The organism is Vibrio sp. 10N.286.52.F8, from assembly GCF_041468745.1.
Lineage (GTDB): Bacteria > Pseudomonadota > Gammaproteobacteria > Enterobacterales > Vibrionaceae > Vibrio > Vibrio crassostreae_C.
In genome coordinates this window covers 119,391-139,360 of record NZ_JBFRJF010000011.1, presented here as the reverse complement: position 1 = coordinate 139,360, position 19,970 = coordinate 119,391, and the positions used below count along the sequence as shown (strand labels likewise).

Annotated in this window: 14 protein-coding genes and 1 pseudogene; 2 read left to right on the top strand and 13 right to left on the bottom strand. The window is 44.4% G+C overall.

Annotated features, from left to right (window positions below; all coding sequences use genetic code 11):
- Nucleotides 1-69: 69 nt before the first annotated feature.
- The 6 genes and pseudogenes from AB4133_RS06850 to AB4133_RS06825 all read right to left on the bottom strand — a co-directional run bounded on the left by AB4133_RS06850 (nt 70) and on the right by AB4133_RS06825 (nt 6,991).
- Nucleotides 70-219: a DUF2256 domain-containing protein gene (locus AB4133_RS06850; RefSeq protein ID WP_372224125.1), complete on the bottom strand. Its 150-nt coding sequence runs from the start codon at nt 217-219 to the stop codon at nt 70-72.
- 276 nt (nt 220-495) lie between these two features.
- On the bottom strand, nt 496-4,212 hold the full coding sequence (locus AB4133_RS06845; RefSeq protein ID WP_372224124.1) for an AAA family ATPase: 3,717 nt from the start codon (nt 4,210-4,212) through the stop codon (nt 496-498).
- Between the two features lie 5 nt (nt 4,213-4,217).
- On the bottom strand, nt 4,218-5,471 hold the full coding sequence (gene sbcD / locus AB4133_RS06840) for an exonuclease subunit SbcD (RefSeq protein ID WP_372224123.1): 1,254 nt from the start codon (nt 5,469-5,471) through the stop codon (nt 4,218-4,220).
- Nucleotides 5,472-5,684: 213 nt separating this feature from the next.
- Nucleotides 5,685-5,842, bottom strand: a pseudogene (locus AB4133_RS06835) (porin family protein); the annotation flags it as partial.
- A gap of 13 nt (nt 5,843-5,855) precedes the next feature.
- Nucleotides 5,856-6,452, bottom strand: a complete 597-nt coding sequence (locus AB4133_RS06830; RefSeq protein ID WP_017059193.1) for a LysE/ArgO family amino acid transporter — start codon at nt 6,450-6,452, stop codon at nt 5,856-5,858.
- 14 nt (nt 6,453-6,466) lie between these two features.
- On the bottom strand, nt 6,467-6,991 hold the full coding sequence (locus AB4133_RS06825; protein ID WP_017059192.1) for a GNAT family N-acetyltransferase: 525 nt from the start codon (nt 6,989-6,991) through the stop codon (nt 6,467-6,469).
- Nucleotides 6,992-7,450: 459 nt separating this feature from the next.
- Between AB4133_RS06825 and AB4133_RS06820 the strand changes: the two genes are divergently transcribed.
- Nucleotides 7,451-8,194 (top strand): class I SAM-dependent methyltransferase, encoded by a 744-nt coding sequence (locus AB4133_RS06820; protein WP_102321012.1) that lies wholly within the window; start codon nt 7,451-7,453, stop codon nt 8,192-8,194.
- A gap of 129 nt (nt 8,195-8,323) precedes the next feature.
- Here the strand turns inward: AB4133_RS06820 and AB4133_RS06815 are convergent, their stop codons facing one another.
- From AB4133_RS06815 to AB4133_RS06800, 4 genes are all read right to left on the bottom strand, one after another.
- Nucleotides 8,324-10,369, bottom strand: coding sequence for a TonB-dependent receptor domain-containing protein (locus AB4133_RS06815; protein WP_372224122.1), 2,046 nt, complete (start codon nt 10,367-10,369; stop codon nt 8,324-8,326).
- Between the two features lie 181 nt (nt 10,370-10,550).
- A complete protein-coding gene (locus tag AB4133_RS06810; RefSeq protein ID WP_017059189.1) occupies nt 10,551-11,471 on the bottom strand; it encodes a LysR family transcriptional regulator in 921 nt (306 codons plus the stop codon).
- Nucleotides 11,472-11,705: 234 nt separating this feature from the next.
- Complete coding sequence (locus tag AB4133_RS06805) at nt 11,706-13,895, bottom strand: immunoglobulin-like domain-containing protein (protein ID WP_372224121.1); 2,190 nt, start codon at nt 13,893-13,895, stop codon at nt 11,706-11,708.
- Nucleotides 13,896-14,382: 487 nt separating this feature from the next.
- On the bottom strand, nt 14,383-15,381 hold the full coding sequence (locus AB4133_RS06800) for a DHH family phosphoesterase (RefSeq protein WP_372224120.1): 999 nt from the start codon (nt 15,379-15,381) through the stop codon (nt 14,383-14,385).
- A 239-nt stretch (nt 15,382-15,620) separates the two neighbouring features.
- Between AB4133_RS06800 and AB4133_RS06795 the strand changes: the two genes are divergently transcribed.
- Complete coding sequence (locus AB4133_RS06795; protein ID WP_004733935.1) at nt 15,621-15,860, top strand: PAS factor family protein; 240 nt, start codon at nt 15,621-15,623, stop codon at nt 15,858-15,860.
- A 145-nt stretch (nt 15,861-16,005) separates the two neighbouring features.
- Here AB4133_RS06795 and AB4133_RS06790 read toward each other — a convergent pair whose 3' ends face one another.
- The 3 genes from AB4133_RS06790 to dmeF all read right to left on the bottom strand — a co-directional run bounded on the left by AB4133_RS06790 (nt 16,006) and on the right by dmeF (nt 19,738).
- Complete coding sequence (locus AB4133_RS06790; RefSeq protein ID WP_102393909.1) at nt 16,006-17,730, bottom strand: methyl-accepting chemotaxis protein; 1,725 nt, start codon at nt 17,728-17,730, stop codon at nt 16,006-16,008.
- Nucleotides 17,731-18,348: 618 nt separating this feature from the next.
- A complete protein-coding gene (locus tag AB4133_RS06785) occupies nt 18,349-18,765 on the bottom strand; it encodes a MarR family winged helix-turn-helix transcriptional regulator (protein WP_017059185.1) in 417 nt (138 codons plus the stop codon).
- Nucleotides 18,743-19,738 (bottom strand): CDF family Co(II)/Ni(II) efflux transporter DmeF, encoded by a 996-nt coding sequence (gene dmeF / locus AB4133_RS06780; protein WP_017059184.1) that lies wholly within the window; start codon nt 19,736-19,738, stop codon nt 18,743-18,745. The genes AB4133_RS06785 and dmeF overlap by 23 nt, the downstream gene beginning before the upstream one ends.
- Nucleotides 19,739-19,970 lie beyond the last annotated feature (232 nt).

Below are 19,970 nucleotides of genomic sequence, written 5' to 3'. Positions count from 1 at the left end.
CAAAATGATGACAAAGAAAGGAAATATAGGAGTTAGTGGGTTTAGAGCGTGAGGATTGAGCTGATCTATTCAAGAGTATGAAGACTCAGATTTATTACGACGACAACGTTCAGAACAGTAGATCACGTCATCCCAACAGCGCTGCCACTTTTTACGCCATGAGAAAGGCTTTTGGCAAATAGGACATGTCTTAGCTGGTAAATGAGACTTCTTGTGCATGGCCGTTTCCTTTTTGATGAGTCCACTTCCTGCGTCTACTAGAGATTCTCTATTAGGTTCATTCCTCGCTCTAGGGAGTGACGAAGGCAATACCAACAAACTCAGATTCCCTGTTACGCTCGCGCCTCATTTTAGGGAATAGCGGCAGCTACTCTAATCGTTCTTTACTGCAGAACGTGACGGCGGAGTGATTGATAACAGCCCCCCGAAACTCCGTCATCCTCGAGAAGGAAACACGACTGAGTCAGGGGCTGTTTATCCGCATCTATATCAAGACTAAGCAACAACCTTGTACTGCTTCTCCATCTCACTCACACCTAAGCCAGAGTGTTTTGTTACTTTAAGCTGAACGGGCACACGCTCTTTCAGTGCTTCAACGTGGCTGATTACGCCGATCATCTTGCCTGATGCATTCAAGTTATCGAGCGCGTTTAAAGCAATGTCTAAGGTGTCACTATCCAACGTGCCGAAACCTTCATCCAAGAACAAAGAATCAATACTGGTTTTGTAACTCACAAGATCAGAAAGCGCTAATGCCAACGCCAAGCTAACCAAGAAGCTTTCACCACCTGACAAGGTCTTAGTATCACGCATCACATCGCCCTGCCATGTATCAAGCACTTGCAGTTCTAAGCCATCATCGGCTTTACGTTTTAGCTCGTAACGACCATGCAAACGCTGTAGCTGCTTGTTCGCCAAGTACACCAAGTTTTCCAGTGTTAGACCTTGAGCAAACTTACGGAACTTGTCGCCGTTCTTAGAACCAATAAGTGAATTCAGACGTGAAATATCATCAAACTCGACCTGCTGCTCGTCGATCTGCTTGAACAGATCTTGCTGATTACTGCGGTTCTGGCTATCCGTTTCAAGATTGGCAGAAATTGCACCGATCTTTGTCGCATGGCTTTGCTGTGCGTTTTGACACTCAGTAGTCGCTTCTTCAACTTGCTGTTGGTCTTGCTCTTGCCATGCTTTCGCATTTTCGTGATTTTGTAGCTCCACTTGTGTCGCTGTGGCGGTGTTCAACCTAGCTTGCGCACTGACAATCGCTTCGTCTAAAGACTTCTTCAAGCTTTGAAGTTGAGTTCTAACCTCTTCATCTAACAACGCTGCTTCAAAATTAGCCTCATCTTCGAATGGGCTGGTTTTCAGCGCTGCTAACCAAGCATTCGACGCTTGTATGTAGCTCGATTGCTTACTGACTAAATCGTCCGAGAAACCAGTGTGTTTGGTTTGCTCGGTTCGATGTTCCAGCTCGCAACGGTTAAGCACTAACTGCGCAGCATCAAATGCATTTACCGCTTCAGTGACTTTTTGCTTCATCGCATTGCTGGTGGCTTGAATGTCTTTATCACCAAACAATTCTGTTCTTTCAGCCGTTACACGAGTGAGTTCTGACACTAAAGACTCACTCTGTTGCGTCAGTGTCGCGAGCTCTTTCTCAACACTGCTTAGCTTGTCGTCTAACGTTTTCAATTCGGCATTTTGAGTAATCAGTTGCTTCTCAATATCGGCCTGTTGCTGTTTGGTTTGCTGCCATGTGCTTGATGCTTGCGATTTCGCAGTAAACCAATCATCGATATGCTCAAGTTCAGGTGCTTCGATAGAAGTTTGAACAATGCTCTCTTTCAAAGCGTTCCATTGCTGGCCTTTCGCTTGAGCTATTTGAGTCACTTGCTCGTTTGCGACTTGGTTTTGCTTATTCAAATCAGCTAAGCGTTGCTCGGCCAACTCGAGATTAGACTGCGCCTTGTCAGCCATAACACTTACAGACAGGCGTTGTTTCTCAGCTTCAGCGTAATGCGCTTTAGCATCACCCAACGCTTTGAGTTGCTGCGCGCTCTGACTTAGTTGAAGTTCACACTGCTGAGCAAAGGTCGCGACTGTAGCTTCATTGCCTAAATCGTTAATCGTTAGCAGTGCCAGTTCAGGAGCCGTGCCAACGAAATCCGATAAGCTCTGTTGAAGCTTGCCGACAACGCCTTGCCAATTCAGCTGAGCTTGTTGAATATCCGCTTGCGCACGTTGAATGTCATCGTTAAGCGCCACAATCACAAGGGTAAGAGAATCTAACTGCTGACGATGCTCTTGGCCTTCTTTTTTGATAGCCGTTAGCTCTAGGTTTTCTCTATCTTTTTGAGCAACCAAATTTGCAATATCTTGAGACTGTTCAATCGCATGGTCTGTTGAACCACACAGTGGGCATTCAGACCCAGATTCTAGAGCTGCACGATATTTTGCTAATTCACCTTCTTGATCAATCAATCGCGTTAATCGCTCAAGCGAAGTCTCTTTCTCTTTATATCGCTCCACCAACACTTCACGCTCTTTCGAAAGCTTGTCGACCAACTGGGTGTTGGTTTGATGTGCCTGTGTTTTCACGTGCAGCTGTTGTTGGGCATTTAGAAAACCACGGTTGATCTCGAGTAATGAGTGCGTATTGCGATTCCAAAACTCCAACCGATCTTTTTGCGAATTCAACACTTGCTCGCTAGTGTTGCCTTGCAAGGCTGACCACTGTTGCTTTGCACTACTCTCGAGAACAACCAATTCAGCTAAAGTTTTATCTTGCGTTGCTTTAGCATCTTGCGCGGATTTGATGATCGTTTGCTGTGCATCAACTGCAGACAAAGCTTGCTTCGCTGAATTCAACTGCTCTGAATGCTGGCGCTCTAGAGTACGAACTTGCTCGACCTTTGCTTGCCACTGACCTAGGTATTTTTCCAGATGTTGGTCAGCTTGATGCGTATTTAGGTACTCAGTGCTGAGTTTATCTTGTTGCTTCAGTGCATCTGTTTTTTGGACTAAAACAACCTGTTGATTACGCTGCTGCGTATGTTGCTCGTTAAGCGTATTCGCTGCACTAACGGCCGCAGTTTGCTTATCTTTGAGTACGGCAATTTGGTTATCTAACGGGCGAACCTGCTCGATGATCTTCTCTTGATCCTGCTGTTCGGCTTTTACCTGTTCGACAATCGCACTGCTTTGAGTCAGTTTAGTTTGCGCGTCTTGCATTTCTGCATCACGAACGGCAAGTAACTTGGTGCTGTTATCTAGGTGAGCTTGAGTAGTGTTCACCTCTTGTTCGCAACGCTTTAAATCTTTGTGTACTGGACGCAGCTTTTCAGCCGGCTCACTGTTTGCCAAGCGCTCTAGTGACGGTTGGTTACGGTCTAGTTCATCTTGAGCGGTTTTCAGATCGAGCTCACTGGCCGCAATAGTTTGCTCAGCTTTGGTCACGTCTTTCCACCAGCTAAGATGCACTTGCCACTCTTTTAATTGCTCGGCTAAACGCTTCTGCTCTACTTCTAGCGTTTCACGCTCTGCGGTCAGCTCTTTGATTTGCTCTTCAGACAGTAAGCTCACACCTTCAGCTTTCGCTTTAAGTTGATTAAGCGACTCTTCACTCGACTTAAAATGGTCGTAGATACGCTCTGAAATCAGGCTATAAACTTCTGTTCCCGTCAGCTCTTCAAGTAGCTCTGCACGGTCGTTAGCATTGGCATTTAAGAACGCCGCAAACTCACCCTGAGACAACATGATGGATTTAGTGAAGCGTGAGAAATCGAGCCCTGTAACCTGCTCCACCAGCTTGGTCTTCTTGGTCAACATGGTCTCTAAGACTTTGTCGGTGTCCGCATCGGCAAACTCGCACGTTGGCGTTTGCAATGCGCCATCGTGTTTTCCACGCGCTCGCTTTTGGTGGAAATTAGATCGGTACGTTTTACCTTGAACTTCAAATTCCAGTTCAGCAAAACACTCACCCGTGCCACGCGTCATTAATTCGTTGTTGCCTTTAGCTATGCTCTTTAAACGCGGTGTGCGGTGGAACAATGCCAAACAAATCGCATCAAGAATGGTGGTTTTACCCGCCCCTGTTGGGCCAGTAATCGCAAACAGACCATTTTCTGCAAACGGTGATTGGGTGAAATCGAGCTTCCAACGCCCTTTCAAAGAGTTCAGGTTTTCAAATTCTAGGCTTAAAATCTTCATACTGGTTACTCTTCTACTTTATTTGGTGTTTGAGCGCTTTCAGACACTTCAACCATCACTTGTTTAAACTTCACCGTCATTCGCTCTAAACGTGCTTTTTCAGAATCGGTTTCAAACTCTTCTAAGGCAATACGCTTCGTAAACACGTCCATCGGGCTCAGTTCAGATAAGGTCTCTGCCGACTCTTGCTCTAATGCTTGATTACGACGCTCTCTTGCTCGGCGCAGTTGAAGTACTTCCACATTCAATCCTTCGGTCAGTGCGCGCATACGTTCTTGTAGATCCGACAAGTAATCTTGCGCTTGCACTTCTATCGATAACCATACGCTTTGGTCGCTATCTAAACCTATGTATTGGTTCAGCTGAGATTCGATCTCGCTCAAGTCGCCTTTGATTTCAGCTAGAGGTTGGAATGTGGGAACAGGCAGTTGAGAAATGGTGCGCTCACCTTCAACAAACTCAACCACACACACTTGTTTTTGAGACTTAAGTTCATCAAAACTTAGTGGGATTGGAGAGCCTGAATAACGAATGTATTCACGCTTTGCCACCACTTGTGGGCGATGGATATGACCAAGTGCGATATAGTCTGCGTCTGGGAAGCCATCAGCGGCGAAACCATCAAGGTTGCCGACATAGATATCACGCACAGAATCCGATTGTTGGACACCCATCGCCGTTAAATGACCGGTAGCGATAATCGGCATGTGCTCGCTGTTTACAAACGTCGCGCGCTTAACAACCGCCGCATCATAAACACTTTGATAATGCTGTTTGATTGCATCGCCGAGTTGCTTCTGACGCTCAACGCCAGTGACACCCGCCTGGCTCATCAACACATCGCGAGGGCGAATAAAAGGAATGGCACAAACCAGCGCTTCTACATCGCCGTTCTTGCCTTTTAGTTCGACAACCTGAGTCGCATGATCTTCATTGGTATTAGGAATCACGTCTGCGCCCATGTATTTGAGCAGCTGTTGTGTCTCTTTAAGCACAGAGACTGAATCGTGATTTCCACCTAATAACACCAATTGGCAACCGATCTTGTTCGAATCGACCACAAACTTGTTATACATCTCACGAGCGTAACTCGGCGGTGTACTGGTATCGAAAATGTCGCCAGCAACAATGATCGCGTCGATGTCGTGCTCTGTAACTTGCTCAAGTAACCATTGTAAAAACCGTTCATGTTCATTCTTGCGGCTTTTATTGTAGAAGTTTTGGCCAAGGTGCCAATCGGACGTGTGAAGAATCTTCATTGCTGCTCACTGGAAGTCTGTAATACCTTTAATCTACCAAAATAGTCGAGATAATTCCCTTTTATAAGCTTGTGAAAACCAACTAATTTCAGGCTTTGGACCAACTCCGCCCATAGCGTGACCAATCGTTATTTTTGACATAAAAAAACCGCTCAACGTTAGAGCGGTTTTAGGTGTCCATAGCTTTAGCTTTAAGCTATTTCACAGAGGTCGTCAAAAATTGTACGAAGCGCCCAGAGTTACTGTGCTAAACGCTACATAACGGCTTTCGGGCCGAAGAATACGATATTTACTGCATCTGCTTGTGAGATTAAACGTAAGGTTAGGCTTTCTACTGGCGTGTATTCAACACCTATACCAAAATGGAAGCCTAATTACGCGCAGCTAGACAATCAAAGATATTGCAATAGATGCCATGATCACGCCAACGACAAATTCCAACACCTTCCACGCTCTCGGGTTCTTAAACATTGGAGCCAAGAAGCGAGCGCCATATCCAAGTGAAAAGAAGAACACGAATGACGCCGATACCGCCCCAGCGCCAAACAACATTTGATCCGGTTGATATTGAGTTGAGATAGACCCCAGCAATACCACAGTATCCAAATACACATGCGGGTTAAGCCAAGTGAACGCCAAACACATCGCAATCGCTTTGGTTAATGAGTCTTTAGTTTCTGCCGTGGCTTCTAAGGCGTGGTTTTCGGTAAATGCTGATCGGAAGCTTAAGAATGAATAGACACCCAAAAAGATAGCGCCACCATAACGGGCGAACTGCTCAATTTGTGGGAACTGCTTAACGATTGCGCCAAAGCCCGTCACGCCAAAGCTAATCAGTAAGGCGTCAGAAATGGCACATACAGCACAAACTGCCAATACGTGTTGGTTCTTAAGCCCTTGCTTTAAAACAAACGCATTTTGAGAGCCAATCGCAAGAATCAGCGAAAGGCCAAGGGAGAAACCTGCAAAGTAAGTCGACATCTAAGGCTAGTCTCTTAACGCAACTCAATACTCATAAACTGGCTGTGCGGGTCTAACACATAATCAGCAAAGGGTTCACAGTATCCGAAGCCAAACTTTTCATACAGGTTACGCGCAGCCTTAAAGTAGTCTTCTGAGCCGGTCTCTAAACTGATTGTTTGATACTGGCGGGCGGTTGCTGTATCCAATACGTGCTGTAAAAGTTGGCTCGCAACACCTGACTTTCGAGCAAACTGTGAGGTTCTCATCGATTTGAGTTCAGCGTGTTGGGTATTTAGCTCTTTAATGGCAACACACCCAAGTAGTTGGCTGTCTTTCCAAGCACTGAAAAAAGTAATCTCTGGTGACTTGAGCCCATCTAGATCCAGTGCATGAACGCTTTCGGCTGGCGAAGTGGCGTACATATCAGCGAGGTGCTCTTCAAGTAATTCAATGACTTCCCCACCCGACAAGTCATCCACCTTAATTTCTATTGAAGCACTGCTTTCCAATGCTGTTCTATTTTCCATTGAACCCTGTGCATTTATTGCTGATGTCATTGTTTCAACTCTCCTTGTTTAGTTCGCTTATTTAGCTTGAGTGATTTGGTTTTTATCAACAGCCCACTTTCCTGAATTGTTTCCTTTTCAAGAACTCGGTTTGAATCAGTAAAATTACTGATTAATCATAAAATTATAAATGTCACACTGGGTTTACCTAGATACCATATTTTTCCTATCTCGTCTCGTGATAAAAGCGTTCCGCAAAGCCCGTATGGTCGCTGCATTGAGGGAGCAACACCTGTTTTAGTTAACGAATAAGTAGTCAGGGCAAAGTGAATAGCGATGACACGCGTACTGATGTTGTTGGCAGCTTAAACATCCCTTTAAACGGTCTCATTTAAAACGACCATAAGTTAGAAAATAAAACGCTTTCATTGATCGAATATTTGATTGCGATTTTCCAATTTCGGTATATGATGCGCCACCCTAATTTTTCAGCTTATGCTGCAGGCAAATATGTCCGCCAACGCACTCTATACCGACCTATCCGGTTACTATGATTTAATGTGTGTAGATATTGACTACCAAGCGCAAAGTAACTGCGTACGTAGACTCCATCAAATCTTTGGAAATGAAGGAAAAACACACCTCGACTTAGCTTGTGGCACTGGCCCACACGTTCGTCATTTTATTGATTTCGGTTACCAAAGCGGTGGCCTAGATCTTAACAAGCCGATGTTAGATATCGCAGAAGTTCGCTGCCCGGAAGCCAAGTTCTCAGTACAAAACATGAGTAACTTTGAGGTCACGGAACCACTCGATCTTATCACTTGCTTCCTGTATTCCATCCATTACAACGATGGCCTTGAGAAGCTTAAAGAGTGTATTGAAAGTGTGCATCGTGCGTTAAAGCCAGAAGGTATTTTCTGTTTTAACGTGGTTGATAAAGACAAGATCAGCAACGACCTGTTTGTTAGACACACAAAAAACCAAGACAAAGACGATTTCACGTTCCGTTCTGGTTGGTATTACTCTGGTCAGGGTGATAAGCAAGCGCTAAAGCTTAGCATCGAAAAGACGACTGCTGGTGAAACTCAAGTGTGGAATGATGAACACCCAATGGTGGCATTCTCGTTTAAAGAGTTAATCGAGATATTGAAGCCCTACTTCGAGGTTAATATCTTCGAGCACGATTACGACAAGCTGATTCCTTGGGATACTCAGTCCGGTAATGCGCTGATCACATGTGTCAAAATCTAGATTAATAGATAAACGGCAAATTAAACCAAATCTATAGATCAAAAAAGAACCCACACTCGCCATTCTCCTTTTAGAGCATCAGCCAGTGTGGGTTCTTTTGTATCAAGCTATCAGTTACTGAACTCTAAATTAGAAGTCCGCTGTCATACCTACGTAGTAAGTACGTGGCTCTTCAACATAGCCCATGCTCTCTAGCTCTTGTGATACAGCTTCGTCAGTTAAGTTCGTGATACCTGCACGTAGTCGTACTGAAGCATTCACGTTGTAGACAGCACCTAGGTTCAGCGTTGTGTAAGCGTCTTGAGTTAGATCGCTTTCGATCTGACGTTCACCACGGTAACGCGCACTCACGAAGGTATTTAGATCGTAAGTTGGGCTCCAGTTCAGTTTAACTAAACCCGAATGCTTGTAACGATCAAGTAATTCGTCACCAGTAGACTTATCTTCAGTGTCTAAGAATGTGTAATTACCAGACACACCCCATTCATCAGTAATTTGGAATTGGCCTGTAAGCTCAGCACCTTGAACTACAGCCTCTGATACGTTTGTATAAGTACGCTTACCATTCACATAGCCAGTTGAGCTTGAACTATCAGCGCAACCTTTACCCGATTCAAACACTCCGCCGTTCTCACAATAGGTTTCATCACGATCAATTAGGTCGTTGATTTCATTTCGGAATAAGGCACCTTCAACATTCCAACGAGGTTGGCTATAAATCGCAGCGATCTCATAGTTCAAGCTGGTTTCGGGCTTAAGATCTTCATTACCATGTAAATCACATACGCCTTTACAGCTATTAACTGTGTAGTCTGTCTGATTTTGAGTCAATGTTGGTGCTTTAAATGCTTTACCCACACCACCCTTGATGATCAGGTCATTCGTTGTTTGATGAACCAAGTACACACGTGGGCTGAACTCTTCACCGTACAGTTCATGCTTATCTAAACGACCACCAATGGTTGCCGTTAGTTGATCCGTCATTAACCATTGGTCTTGAACAAATAACGCACCTTGATAAGCTTCAGATGTACCATTGACTAAGTTTTCTTTGTTGGTTAATTCACTCAACTGGTAGTCCATACCAAACGTTACGGTGTGACTATCACCAAGATAAGTGGTCGCCGAAGCTTCAACAATTTGAGTCAGCTCTTCGATGTCACTGCTATAGTTAGTATCTGAGTCCGCAGCATCATTATCTGTCACATTTTCACGTGAATAACGTACTTGCGTGTCACCCCAGCTCCAAAAACCACTATGTGTGATCGCTTGGCTCTGACGTACAACACGTGTGTCAGACTCAATCACAGATGATACGTTTTCCGCAGATGACTCACGTTCATCATCACTGTAGCCAAAATCGAAATCGATGGTTTGGTTATCTGTCGCATTCCATGTCAGGCTTGCAAGTAAGCTTAACGTGTCACGTTCTTCTAGAGCTGTTACATCTGAACGATCGTAACCAAAGCTGTGTGTACCAGAATATGGTTGCCAAGCGTTACGGCTTGTCTGGTTAACAGAAAGGCGAGCAAACAACTCGTCTTCAATCAACGCACCAGATGTCGTGAAGCCCATCGAATACTCTTCCCCTCCATCACCATCAAGTGGAGATGAAGTGTCCATGCTCAGTGTAGAGCTCCAATCGTTTTCTGGAGCCTTAGTGATGATGTTGATTGTACCGCCCATACCATCTGAACCGTAAAGTGCAGACATTGGGCCACGGATTATTTCAACACGTTCGATCGAATCAGCAGGAATCGTTGATAGATCGAAGTCGTTACCACGGATGATGGCACTTGCAGAGCTTAAACGACGACCGTTCACCATGATAAGAGTGTAATCTGAATCCATACCACGAATAGAGATCATCTGACGGCCAGCACGTGTGCTATCAAAATCAGACTCAACACTCGTTGATTCGGCAACGATGTCTGCCAAGGTAATACCAGGGCTGTCTTCAATGTCTTGCGCGGTGATAACCGACATTGAAGCTGGCGCTTGTTTTAGTGCCATCTCGGTACGAGTTGCCGTAACAACCATTTGCTCATCTGTTGCTTGCGCTTCTTCTTGCGCCAACACGTTAGCTGAAAGTGAGGTACAAATAACAGCGACTGCGATCGAAAGGGGTTTACGAACCAAAAGAGGTTTGCGAATCAAAAGAGATCTCTCAGACATGATATTCATTCTTATATGTGATTGGTAATGATAATGGTTTGCATTAAACAACCAACTACCACTCTTATCAACGAAAGTTTCATACCAAAAATCGATTCTCGTTATTCACCATTCAAATAATGAAAGAGATCTATATCCAACTCGATAGGTATTCGTAATTTTCATTCACCCTGCAGATGGATTATGTATAAAGCTCTTTGAATATATTGCGAACCCAGCGACACATCGGGTCGTTATGAAAGCGCTTATGCCAGTATAAGTAGACGTCTTCTGATGGGTGGCGCAACGCTTTAGGCACGCGTTTACAAACAAGATCTCTTTGCGTAGCGGCTTGTTGAGCAAAAGGTGTCGGTAAATGAAAGATGATGTCGGTTGCTTCTGCCATATCCGGCGCGACGTTAAAATTGGAAAGCTGAATTGGAATGGACAGCTGGCGCTGCTTATCAATCAAGCCAAGATCTTTAAATCGACTTTCGATCGAGAGCTTCTTATCCCCTTGCAGTGAGATTTGACCAAGTTGGCTATTCAACAAGTCATCAACCGTGATCTCTTTGTCCGCCAAAGGATGTTTTTTACTCATCAGCAAACGGTAATCGCGGCTAATCACGAACATTCGATACAAATTTTGCTCTGAACTTAACGGCTCGTGGGTCGACAACACAAAGTGCGCATCACCGGATAACAGAGGCTCAAAGTGTCGTTTAGGAATCGAGTCGATATCAACAGTCATGTTTGGCGCTTGTTGACGTATCTCCGCAACTACCTTGGGCAGCAAGTGCGCGACATTAGGCACTAAACCAAAGAAGCGAACCGTACTGTCACTGCTTTGCGGTTCGAATACATCGCCATGTACCAGCTTTTCTAAACGTGTCAGTACCGAATTGAGATCTTGCTTAATGGCTTCTGCTTTTGGCGTTAACTCATAGCCATAAGCCGCTCGCACCAATAGATCATCATTGAAAACGGTACGCAGTTTTTGCAGAGATCGGCTCACCGTAGGTTGGCTCATATCCAGCGCCAATGCCGTGTTGGAAACGTGCTTCTCTTCAAGAAGGTGTTTAAGAATAACGAGTAGATTGAGGTCGACTTGAGCAAGATTCATTATGCAAATATTAACAATATATAAAATTCAATGTGCGCATAGTGCTATTTCTTAACATGTAATACAATTGATAATCACTCCTATTTTGATCTAGAGCAATATGCAGAGCAGAGCAGAGTTTAAGGTTAAGTGGGTTTTAAAGCTCTAAGTCAGAACTGTTTAAACATAAAAAAGAGAGGCACAATGGCCTCTCTTTGATCGTCTACTTTATATTGCTAGCGTTGAGCTATCAGACTACAGCTTTGTCCAAGCATCTTGCCAGTATTGGCTATCTGCTGGAGCGTAAGACGCGCTTGCACACCATGCCGTGTATGGCCAAGGCTTACATTCGTACAAGCCATTATCGCTGCCGACCACAATGTCACCCGCTGCGTAGTTTGTGCCCGCTTCATATGGAGGGTAATCACCTGGAGGAGGTGTTGTTCCGCCACCGTCTTTAACAGCGAACGAATCGTTTACCATCACCATTTCACCGTCAGATGCTTTACCGACTACTTCAAGTGCATATTGCCCTTCCGCTACATCGTATAAGTCGATGGTAATAGCACGGCTGTCCGTTACGTTAACCTTAGTTTGCTCAACCACAGTACCTGCACTGTTGATCACCATAGCGGTAACATCTAATGCTTCATTTGATGTCAGTGTCAGATCTAAACGCACGTTGCCGTTATCTGGCGCATATTGTGATTGAAGTCCTGAAACCGAAAGCTCTAAGTCATCGCCCGGATCTGGGTTACCACCACATGAAGAGTCTGAAACTTTTCTCCAAACGCCCCACTCACCTGTTGTTCCTGGCTCTTCGCCGCGAGTGTACCAACCTGCTCCCCACGTTGAACCGTCATGAGATACTTGGTCACCTTCAACATAAACGGTGTCGGCATCCCATGCAGCAGCACAGTTAGAACTATCAGTTACAGACACTTTACGGTCAACGGTTACGGTTTGGTTCGCGCTGTCTGTCACGCTATACACAAGTGTGTAGTTGCCGATTTCATTTACATCGACACTGCCAGTGTGTGTAATAGTGCTTGTCAGGTCGCCATCTTCAGCATCATTCGCCGTCACGCCTGCCATAGCATCAAATGCAGTACCCAACACAACTGTTGTGTCAGATACGCCATTAAATACTGGCTTCTGGCTGTAAACCTCTACCGTTCTCGCTTTAGTGGTTTCGTTGTTATCGCTGTCTTTCACTCGGTAAGTCAAAACGTAAGTGCCAATAACACTGGTTTCAACGTAACCTTCAACATCGATTGATGACGTTAGATCGCCGTCTTCTTTGTCTGTTGCCGTCACGCCATCCATAGGATCAAACGTTGTGCCGTGAAGAACACGCGTATTTTCGACACCTTTAAGAACGGGCTCGCCCTCGACTGGTGGTGGCGTTACCTGACCGTGTACAAACGGGCCGTAGTCTTTAATGAACTGCTCGTTGTATTGTTGGCCGTTTTTGTTGGTGCCCATGTCCCAGTTGATAGACCAAGTCATCACACCACGTAGCGGTTGACCTTGCGCCGTTAGGCTATCAAATGCGTCGTATAAATCTTGTGGCTCTTGTACAAAACCGGTTGCTGCAGCATCGATGCTTGAAGGAATACCAAACACGAGCTTGTCATGTGGGATTTTGTGGAAGCCACGCGTTCCGTTGATAAGAGAATCAGAAATGTAGTAGATGAATTCTTCTTTTAACGCATCGTTGTTTTGAGCAATCCAACCCACGCCTTCAACCCAGATACCATCGCCACCTTGGTTGTAAAATTGTGGGTTAATCCAGTCGTAGTAGCCTTCTAGATTATCGATATAAGGAACGTACTTACCGCCTGTCGTTAGATACGGGAACTCAGGCGCCATTGTAATAAGGAAGTTTTTACCTTCTGCGCGGTAGTGATCTTTCACTAGCTTAAGTGCATCCGGAATCACGGTTTGGTTGTTTGCGGCGGTTACGGCTGCTTGTTCAAGGTCAATATCTAGGCCATCGAAGCCGTAACGCTCGGTAAGACGGATAATCTCATCAGCAAAGGCTCTTTCATCACCGGTTTCTAGCTCTACGTGTGCATCAGCACCACCCAAAGCCAACAGTACAGAGCGACCTTGCTTGTTGAGCTCAGAGATTTGGTCAATAAATTGTTCTTCTGAAAGCCCAATGGTTGGGTCCAGTTTAAAAGTTGGGATTCGACCATCAGCCACATCGTAGACCTTCATGAATGACACATTCACGATGTTGTACATTGGGTTCACTTCATCCAGTGTCACACATGGCGCATTACCACCTTGGTAGCCGCCACCATCACACCAGTTATGCCAATAGCCAACCACGACGCCAGAGTCTGGATTCGTCATATCTGAACCATTCGCATAAACAGCGCCAGACATAGCCGCCATGCCGACCGATACTGCTAATTGTAGAGCTTTACGTTTCAACATTAGTCCCACTTCCTTACTTAACAGCTGTGCCAATCACAACCGAACCAATTCATTGTAATCATGAATATTTATAGAGAAGTAATGGAATTTATAGGAAAAGATGACCTTTGATTTAACTTGTGATTTTAAGTCACAGATTGAATATCAGAATCAATATGACTTTGACTTTTTATTCAAATTGAAATGCTAAAAACTGTTATTTTCGGTCGAATGCATTGACCATGCAAATATTTAATCAACCTTAATTCACTAAGATAATTAACCAAAAATATAAAAAATCACCGATAGGAAAAAATGAACTTTAAATCGGCAAAAATCACCCCAAACACGCCGTAATCACTGACCTCAGACCAGATACCATTGCGAGTGATATCACTAAAGCAGCCTGGATATAGCCATCACACATGTGCTAGCAATACACACGTATAACGGAATATAGGAGCAAGAATTTGTAGAATTTTGAATGTATACCTCGGGAGTTTTTCGACTAACCCTCAGTACCGGGTGAATAATATACATCCAATAGTGAAATAAAATTCACCTTATCAAGTTCATTAAGTTGATTAATTCCAGCCGCTGCTTTTCTTCCTCCGCCAGTCGCAAAACTTGAGCAAATTTCGTCTGCACCCGTTCTATTTGATAATGGCGCACGTAAGCTCACCGTGTAAGACTCGCCGTCTTGGTTTTTCGTTAATACTGCTTGCGCTCGGTTTGGATCTTGATTAACGATTTCATTACCAAATACGCCACTGATGCGCCTTGCCCACGTCTCACCTGGCAGTTCAAACACACGTGCGACTTCACTTTCATAAACAGGAGCAAGGTTTGATAACTGCTGGCGATCATTTTGATAAGCATCTCGTAGTCGATAAAACACAGAGTCTTTATCATCCAAAAGATCAAACGGGTTCGGGTATTGATAAAGGGTTTCGTAGAGCTCAGCTGGCGTGAAATGCAAATCACTGAGTGACGAACCGTAACCGTTGTAGTTAATCAAGGTACCTAGCTCTTCTAGAAACTCTTTTTGAGATTGAGCGAATCCATTTTCATCCGCTAGCCGCGCCGCCACCGTTTTTAGATTGTCGCCAAAGGCAGCTGCGATTGCCCAAGCCACATGCGCACCATTCAGCTTCTGGTTAATCAGCAAGCTCGTGCAGCTCTCTCGCGCGGTATCAATCAGAGTATCTAAATGACTAGAAGTTGGGACATCCCCTGTTCGGTGGTGATCGCAATAAAATACATTGATGTTTGCGTCTAGCAGTGAGTGCAGTGCAGGCAGGTTTTTCTCCATCGATACATCTAAAACGGTAACGGAAGAAACATCACCTTGCTTACCCGGCTCCATAGTTTGAGTAACAACTTGAGAGACCAACTTAATATCACGCTTAACACCAGTAATGAGCACGCTCTCTCTTGGCTCACTTAATCGCAGCTGTAACAACGCGATTATGCCATCTGCGTCTCCGTTGAATACGTCGTAGTGCATGTTGTTCCTCTTCCTATAGATTTAACCGTTTGCCAGAAACGCGCCAATTCGTTTGTGTGTTCGATAGTCTGTCATTATTTTAGTTATATTTCACAGATACTTAAGTCTATTTTGGAATGCCTTATTCTCATTAGATTGAAAAGATAAACACATTAATAATATTGTATGACTTATATCACAGTAAAAGAATACGAAAAGATTATAAAATAAGCGCCTCCCACTTAATGATAAAGAGACGAATGAACACTACCACCACTCTTGTTTATGACACTTTGAAAAGCCTTGCTGCTCACGCTCCTGAGCAACATGCCGAGATTCGCCAGCGTTTATATGAGCAGTTGAGCCTGCCATTTAACAAGCAGCTCTCGTTATACGCTAATGTGCTTGGTCCTATCAGCTCAGGTAAGTTAGCGGGATGCGACAATATTGATAAAGCGGTTGAACTGGCACTGGATGTGCTGGAAGGCCGAAATAAGTAGTCCCCCCTTTAATACGTAATATAACGGCCCAGATCTTCCCCCAGATCGGGCCGTTTTTTTTTTCTCGTCATTTATCTATTTGAATTTCAGGCACAAAAAAGGCGTAGATGATCCACGCCTTTTGTTTTAGTAAGTTCTATGTTGTTTATGAAGTCTTGAACTGCGCGACCGCTTGGTCCATATCGTTCGCTTGCTCTGCTACCTTGTCCACTTCAACTAAGCAATGCTGCGCCGAAGCGTTATTGTCGTTCGAGATAGTGTTCAGCTCAGTAATTGAGTCACTCACTTGCGCCATTACTGCGCCCTGCTCTTCAATCGCTGAAGCAATACGTTCTGAATTACCTTGGATGCTTTCCATGTCGCTCAAGATAAGTTGCAAGCTCGCATCCAGCTCTTCCGAATCTTTCAGCGTTAGTTGACCTTGTTGATTACACTCGCCAATCTCTGCCATCGACGCCTGCATCTGGCTTTGAATTGCACTCACCACTGAAGTTATCTCTGTGGTCGATTGATGCGTTCTGCTTGCTAGTGCGCGTACTTCATCGGCAACTACCGCAAAGCCACGACCTTGTTCACCCGCACGTGCTGCTTCAATTGCTGCGTTCAATGCCAATAGGTTAGTTTGTTCTGCAATGCCTTGGATGATGTTTACTGCATCGCCGATCTGGTCAACATGATGGTTCAGTGAACTGATCGAATCTTGGCTGCTTGAAAGACGTTCAGACAACTGGGTGATGTTGCTGATGGTTTCAACCACCACTTCACGGCCTTTATCGGCATTCACTTTCGCTTGATGTACACCTTCAGCGGCAACCGATGTGCTTTCAGAGATCTCGCCAATGGTGAGTACCATCTCTTGAACTGACGTTGTCATTGTAGATGTGTGATTTGCTTGAACTTCAAACTGTTTGATTACTGACTCTAGCTCATCATGCATGTTCGATGTGCTTTGTGTCAGTTGCAGTGACTTAGATTGAGAGGCAGCGATAAGCCCTTCCAGTTGATCCAACAGTTGGTTGAAGTATTGGCCTAAAGTGCTGAGTTCGTCTTTGCCATCAAGGTGCGAACGAATAGACACGTCGTTAGAATCAACGATGTTACGAATCACCGAAAGCAGTGACTCAATTTTACCAATGATAGAACGGACGATTAACCAGCTGAACAGAATGATCGACACGAGTAGCGTGACGCAAAGGATGTTGTTGATCAGCGATAGCTTGTCCATCTCTTGCTGCGTTTGTTGGTCTAGCACCGCGGAGAACTCTTTAAATTGAGTTTCGATAGCATGAGAACCCGAGCGAGCTTGCCCAAGCAGACCTTCGTTGTGCTTCAAGCCAATCACTCGCTTTTGCTCAACCACTTGGCGAGCAGCGTCAATCAAAGCAGCTGAGCTACTCATATTTGAAGTTATAGAAAGAACACTCGGGTCAAACTCCCCCTTCTCAATTAAGTCATTGAACAGGTAAAGCTCGATTTTTTGTTCCGCACTGGCTGTCGCGCTGATGTTATCGAGCAAAACATGAAACTCGCCTAGCATACCTTTGTCACGTGATAGCCCATAGACTTCGCTCGCTTTAACTAAGTTAACAAAGCTGGTGTGGTAGGTTTCGATGTCTTCACGTAGGTGTGTGCTGTTGGCTAAACCTAAATCACTGAGCACTGTATCTAGCTCAGATTCAGACGCTAAGAATTTGTTGTAGTTTACGTCGAACTTGTCGAGGTATTTCATATCGCTACGCAGTAAAAAATCTTTCTCGTTACGGCGAAGGTTGAGCAAACGCACTTCAAGCTCTTTGGTAATTTGTTTGGCTTCGCTCATTTGAGCGGTGGTGTCTGCAAATTGTGATGTGGTAAACAGCAGTGAAATCATGCCGAAGATGGAGAACATCCCCAACGAATAGAGCTTTCTCTTTATGTTCATATACGTGGCTCGTCTTTACTAAATTAACTATGAGTATCTAAATAAATCGCATCAAAGAATGGATATCCAACTTGCGCGACCTGATTATTGTTATATTTTTTGTATCAGTAATGAGCACTAAATCTAGCGACTGTTCAGCCCACCAGCAGTGACATTCTCAATGGTATTCAAACAGAGAATGAATCTTTTCACTAAAGATAAAAGCATCAATAACACAAATTGAATACATGTACATTAGTTGAATGATAAAAGTGAGAGACAGCTATTTGACGGAACATAAATGGCTTGAATGTCATGGTATACAAGGCATTGAATTAAAAGACTTTGACGCACATTTGGATGCATTATTTATGATGACATTTTTTTGGCTCATCAGAGGAGCAAGAACGAAGACCAATATTGGAGATTTTGACTTGTTTTTTAAACGGGGAACCCAACGATTGGTGTTTGTACAGTCGATCGTAAATGGTGAAAAAATGGACCTACTCAATTCGAGTCAGGTCCATTTTTGGATTTCTTAATCAATAGCTTTTCAGCTAATTAGTTAGGGTGCGAACTTAACGCTGACTAAAACGCTTTCACCATCTTGGTTAGGCACTTCAATAACACCGCTTTCTCGTCTTCTTCGATATCTTGCGTCAGCTCATTAACCAAATTCAAGTGAAGCTGATTGTGGTGAACGTGTATCTTCTGCCCTTCATCCGTCAAGGCAACCACAATCGCACGACGATCTGTTGGGTGTTCATGGCGCTCAATCAATTCAGCTTTAACCAACTTTTCTATTTGAACAGTAAGTGTACCCGTGGTGATACCTAATTTTTCAGCGAGCTCTTTCATTCTTAACGCGCCATGCATACCAAGTACTTCAATGGTGTGTACTTGAGCCAGGGAATAACCCGTCTCTTTGACAACAGACTGCTCCCACGAAGACATTTTATCGTAGAACTCAGTCAGTATTTGGTTAAGCTGTTCTATATTTCGCATGGTCGTTTGAATGCACTTCAAGAGTAAGATGATTAATCTTATCAAACTTGGCGAGCATTTGTTTATATTCAGAGACGGTTTTATCACTGTTTGATTCAAGAGTAATCGCTGCTGAATAGTGATGCCCACTCACCTTCCACATATGGAAATCGGTGACCGACGCATAAGGCGTTAAGGTTTTGGTCACTGAGTCACGATAATCTTGGTCGATATTCTCATCCAGCAGGATTGGGCTGGTTTGTTTCATAAGGTTCATCGTCCACTTAGCAATCACGAATGCGCCAACCATTCCCATTGCTGCATCTAACCAGTTCCAACCGTAAAACTTACCAAATAGCAGCGCAACAATCGCAAGCAGCGAAGTTAGAGTATCCGCCAACACATGCATGTAGGCTGCGCGTAGGTTGTGATCATGATGGTGTCCGTGATGCTCGCCATGTTTATGACCATGGTCGCTGTCGTGCTCATGGCTATGTGAATGACCGTGATTCTTACTATGATTGTGGCCATGCTCGTGTCCGTGATCATGATGGTGATCGCCAAGTAAAAACATACTCACCACATTCACAGTTAAACCAATACAAGCAACGATGATCGCTTCATTGAACTGAATCGCTTGTGGGTTAAACAAACGATGTACTGATTCCACCAGCATCAACAATGCCACAATCCCCAATGCAATCGCGCTGGTGTAGCCCCCTAACACGCTGACTTTGCCAGTACCGAAAGAGAAACGTTCGCTCTCGGCATGTTTCTTCGCATAACGGTATGCAAATAAGGTGATACCAAACGCTGCGGCGTGCGTCCCCATGTGCCAACCATCGGCAAGCAATGCCATCGAGCCGTAAATAGTACCTGCAACAATTTCGACAACCATGGTAACGACGGTCAATAACAGGACATAGAACGTGCGTTTCTCACCTTGACTGTTATGTGAAGAAAAGTTGTGTTGGTGACGTGTTGGAAAACTCAAAATGGCGTCCTTAGCTTGTGTTTGTGGTTAGATGATCGTTGCAAATAAAAGCCCTTTGATTGACAAGTAATTTGACAATCAAAGTAATAATTTGAAATTTAGTTTGATTATCAAACTTTGTCAACGATGAATTTTGAAACTCTGATTTGCGGGACGAATAGTTGATGGTGAGCGCTAGTTTGTTCCAAAGATTATTGATTCAGTAAAAACGAGGCTTTCCAGGGACAAAAAA

Coding starts and splice junctions, on each gene's coding strand:
- AB4133_RS06830 (WP_017059193.1), bottom strand. CDS start 6,452: ATGTCGACTTACTTTGCAGGTTTCTCCCTTGGCCTTTCGCTGATTCTT.
- AB4133_RS06845 (WP_372224124.1), bottom strand. CDS start 4,212: ATGAAGATTTTAAGCCTAGAATTTGAAAACCTGAACTCTTTGAAAGGG.
- AB4133_RS06815 (WP_372224122.1), bottom strand. CDS start 10,369: ATGTCTGAGAGATCTCTTTTGATTCGCAAACCTCTTTTGGTTCGTAAA.
- AB4133_RS06800 (WP_372224120.1), bottom strand. CDS start 15,381: ATGCACTACGACGTATTCAACGGAGACGCAGATGGCATAATCGCGTTG.
- AB4133_RS06850 (WP_372224125.1), bottom strand. CDS start 219: ATGCACAAGAAGTCTCATTTACCAGCTAAGACATGTCCTATTTGCCAA.
- AB4133_RS06795 (WP_004733935.1), top strand. CDS start 15,621: ATGAACACTACCACCACTCTTGTTTATGACACTTTGAAAAGCCTTGCT.
- AB4133_RS06825 (WP_017059192.1), bottom strand. CDS start 6,991: ATGACATCAGCAATAAATGCACAGGGTTCAATGGAAAATAGAACAGCA.
- AB4133_RS06805 (WP_372224121.1), bottom strand. CDS start 13,895: ATGTTGAAACGTAAAGCTCTACAATTAGCAGTATCGGTCGGCATGGCG.
- sbcD (WP_372224123.1), bottom strand. CDS start 5,471: ATGAAGATTCTTCACACGTCCGATTGGCACCTTGGCCAAAACTTCTAC.
- AB4133_RS06790 (WP_102393909.1), bottom strand. CDS start 17,730: ATGATTTCACTGCTGTTTACCACATCACAATTTGCAGACACCACCGCT.
- AB4133_RS06820 (WP_102321012.1), top strand. CDS start 7,451: ATGTCCGCCAACGCACTCTATACCGACCTATCCGGTTACTATGATTTA.
- AB4133_RS06785 (WP_017059185.1), bottom strand. CDS start 18,765: ATGCGAAATATAGAACAGCTTAACCAAATACTGACTGAGTTCTACGAT.
- AB4133_RS06810 (WP_017059189.1), bottom strand. CDS start 11,471: ATGAATCTTGCTCAAGTCGACCTCAATCTACTCGTTATTCTTAAACAC.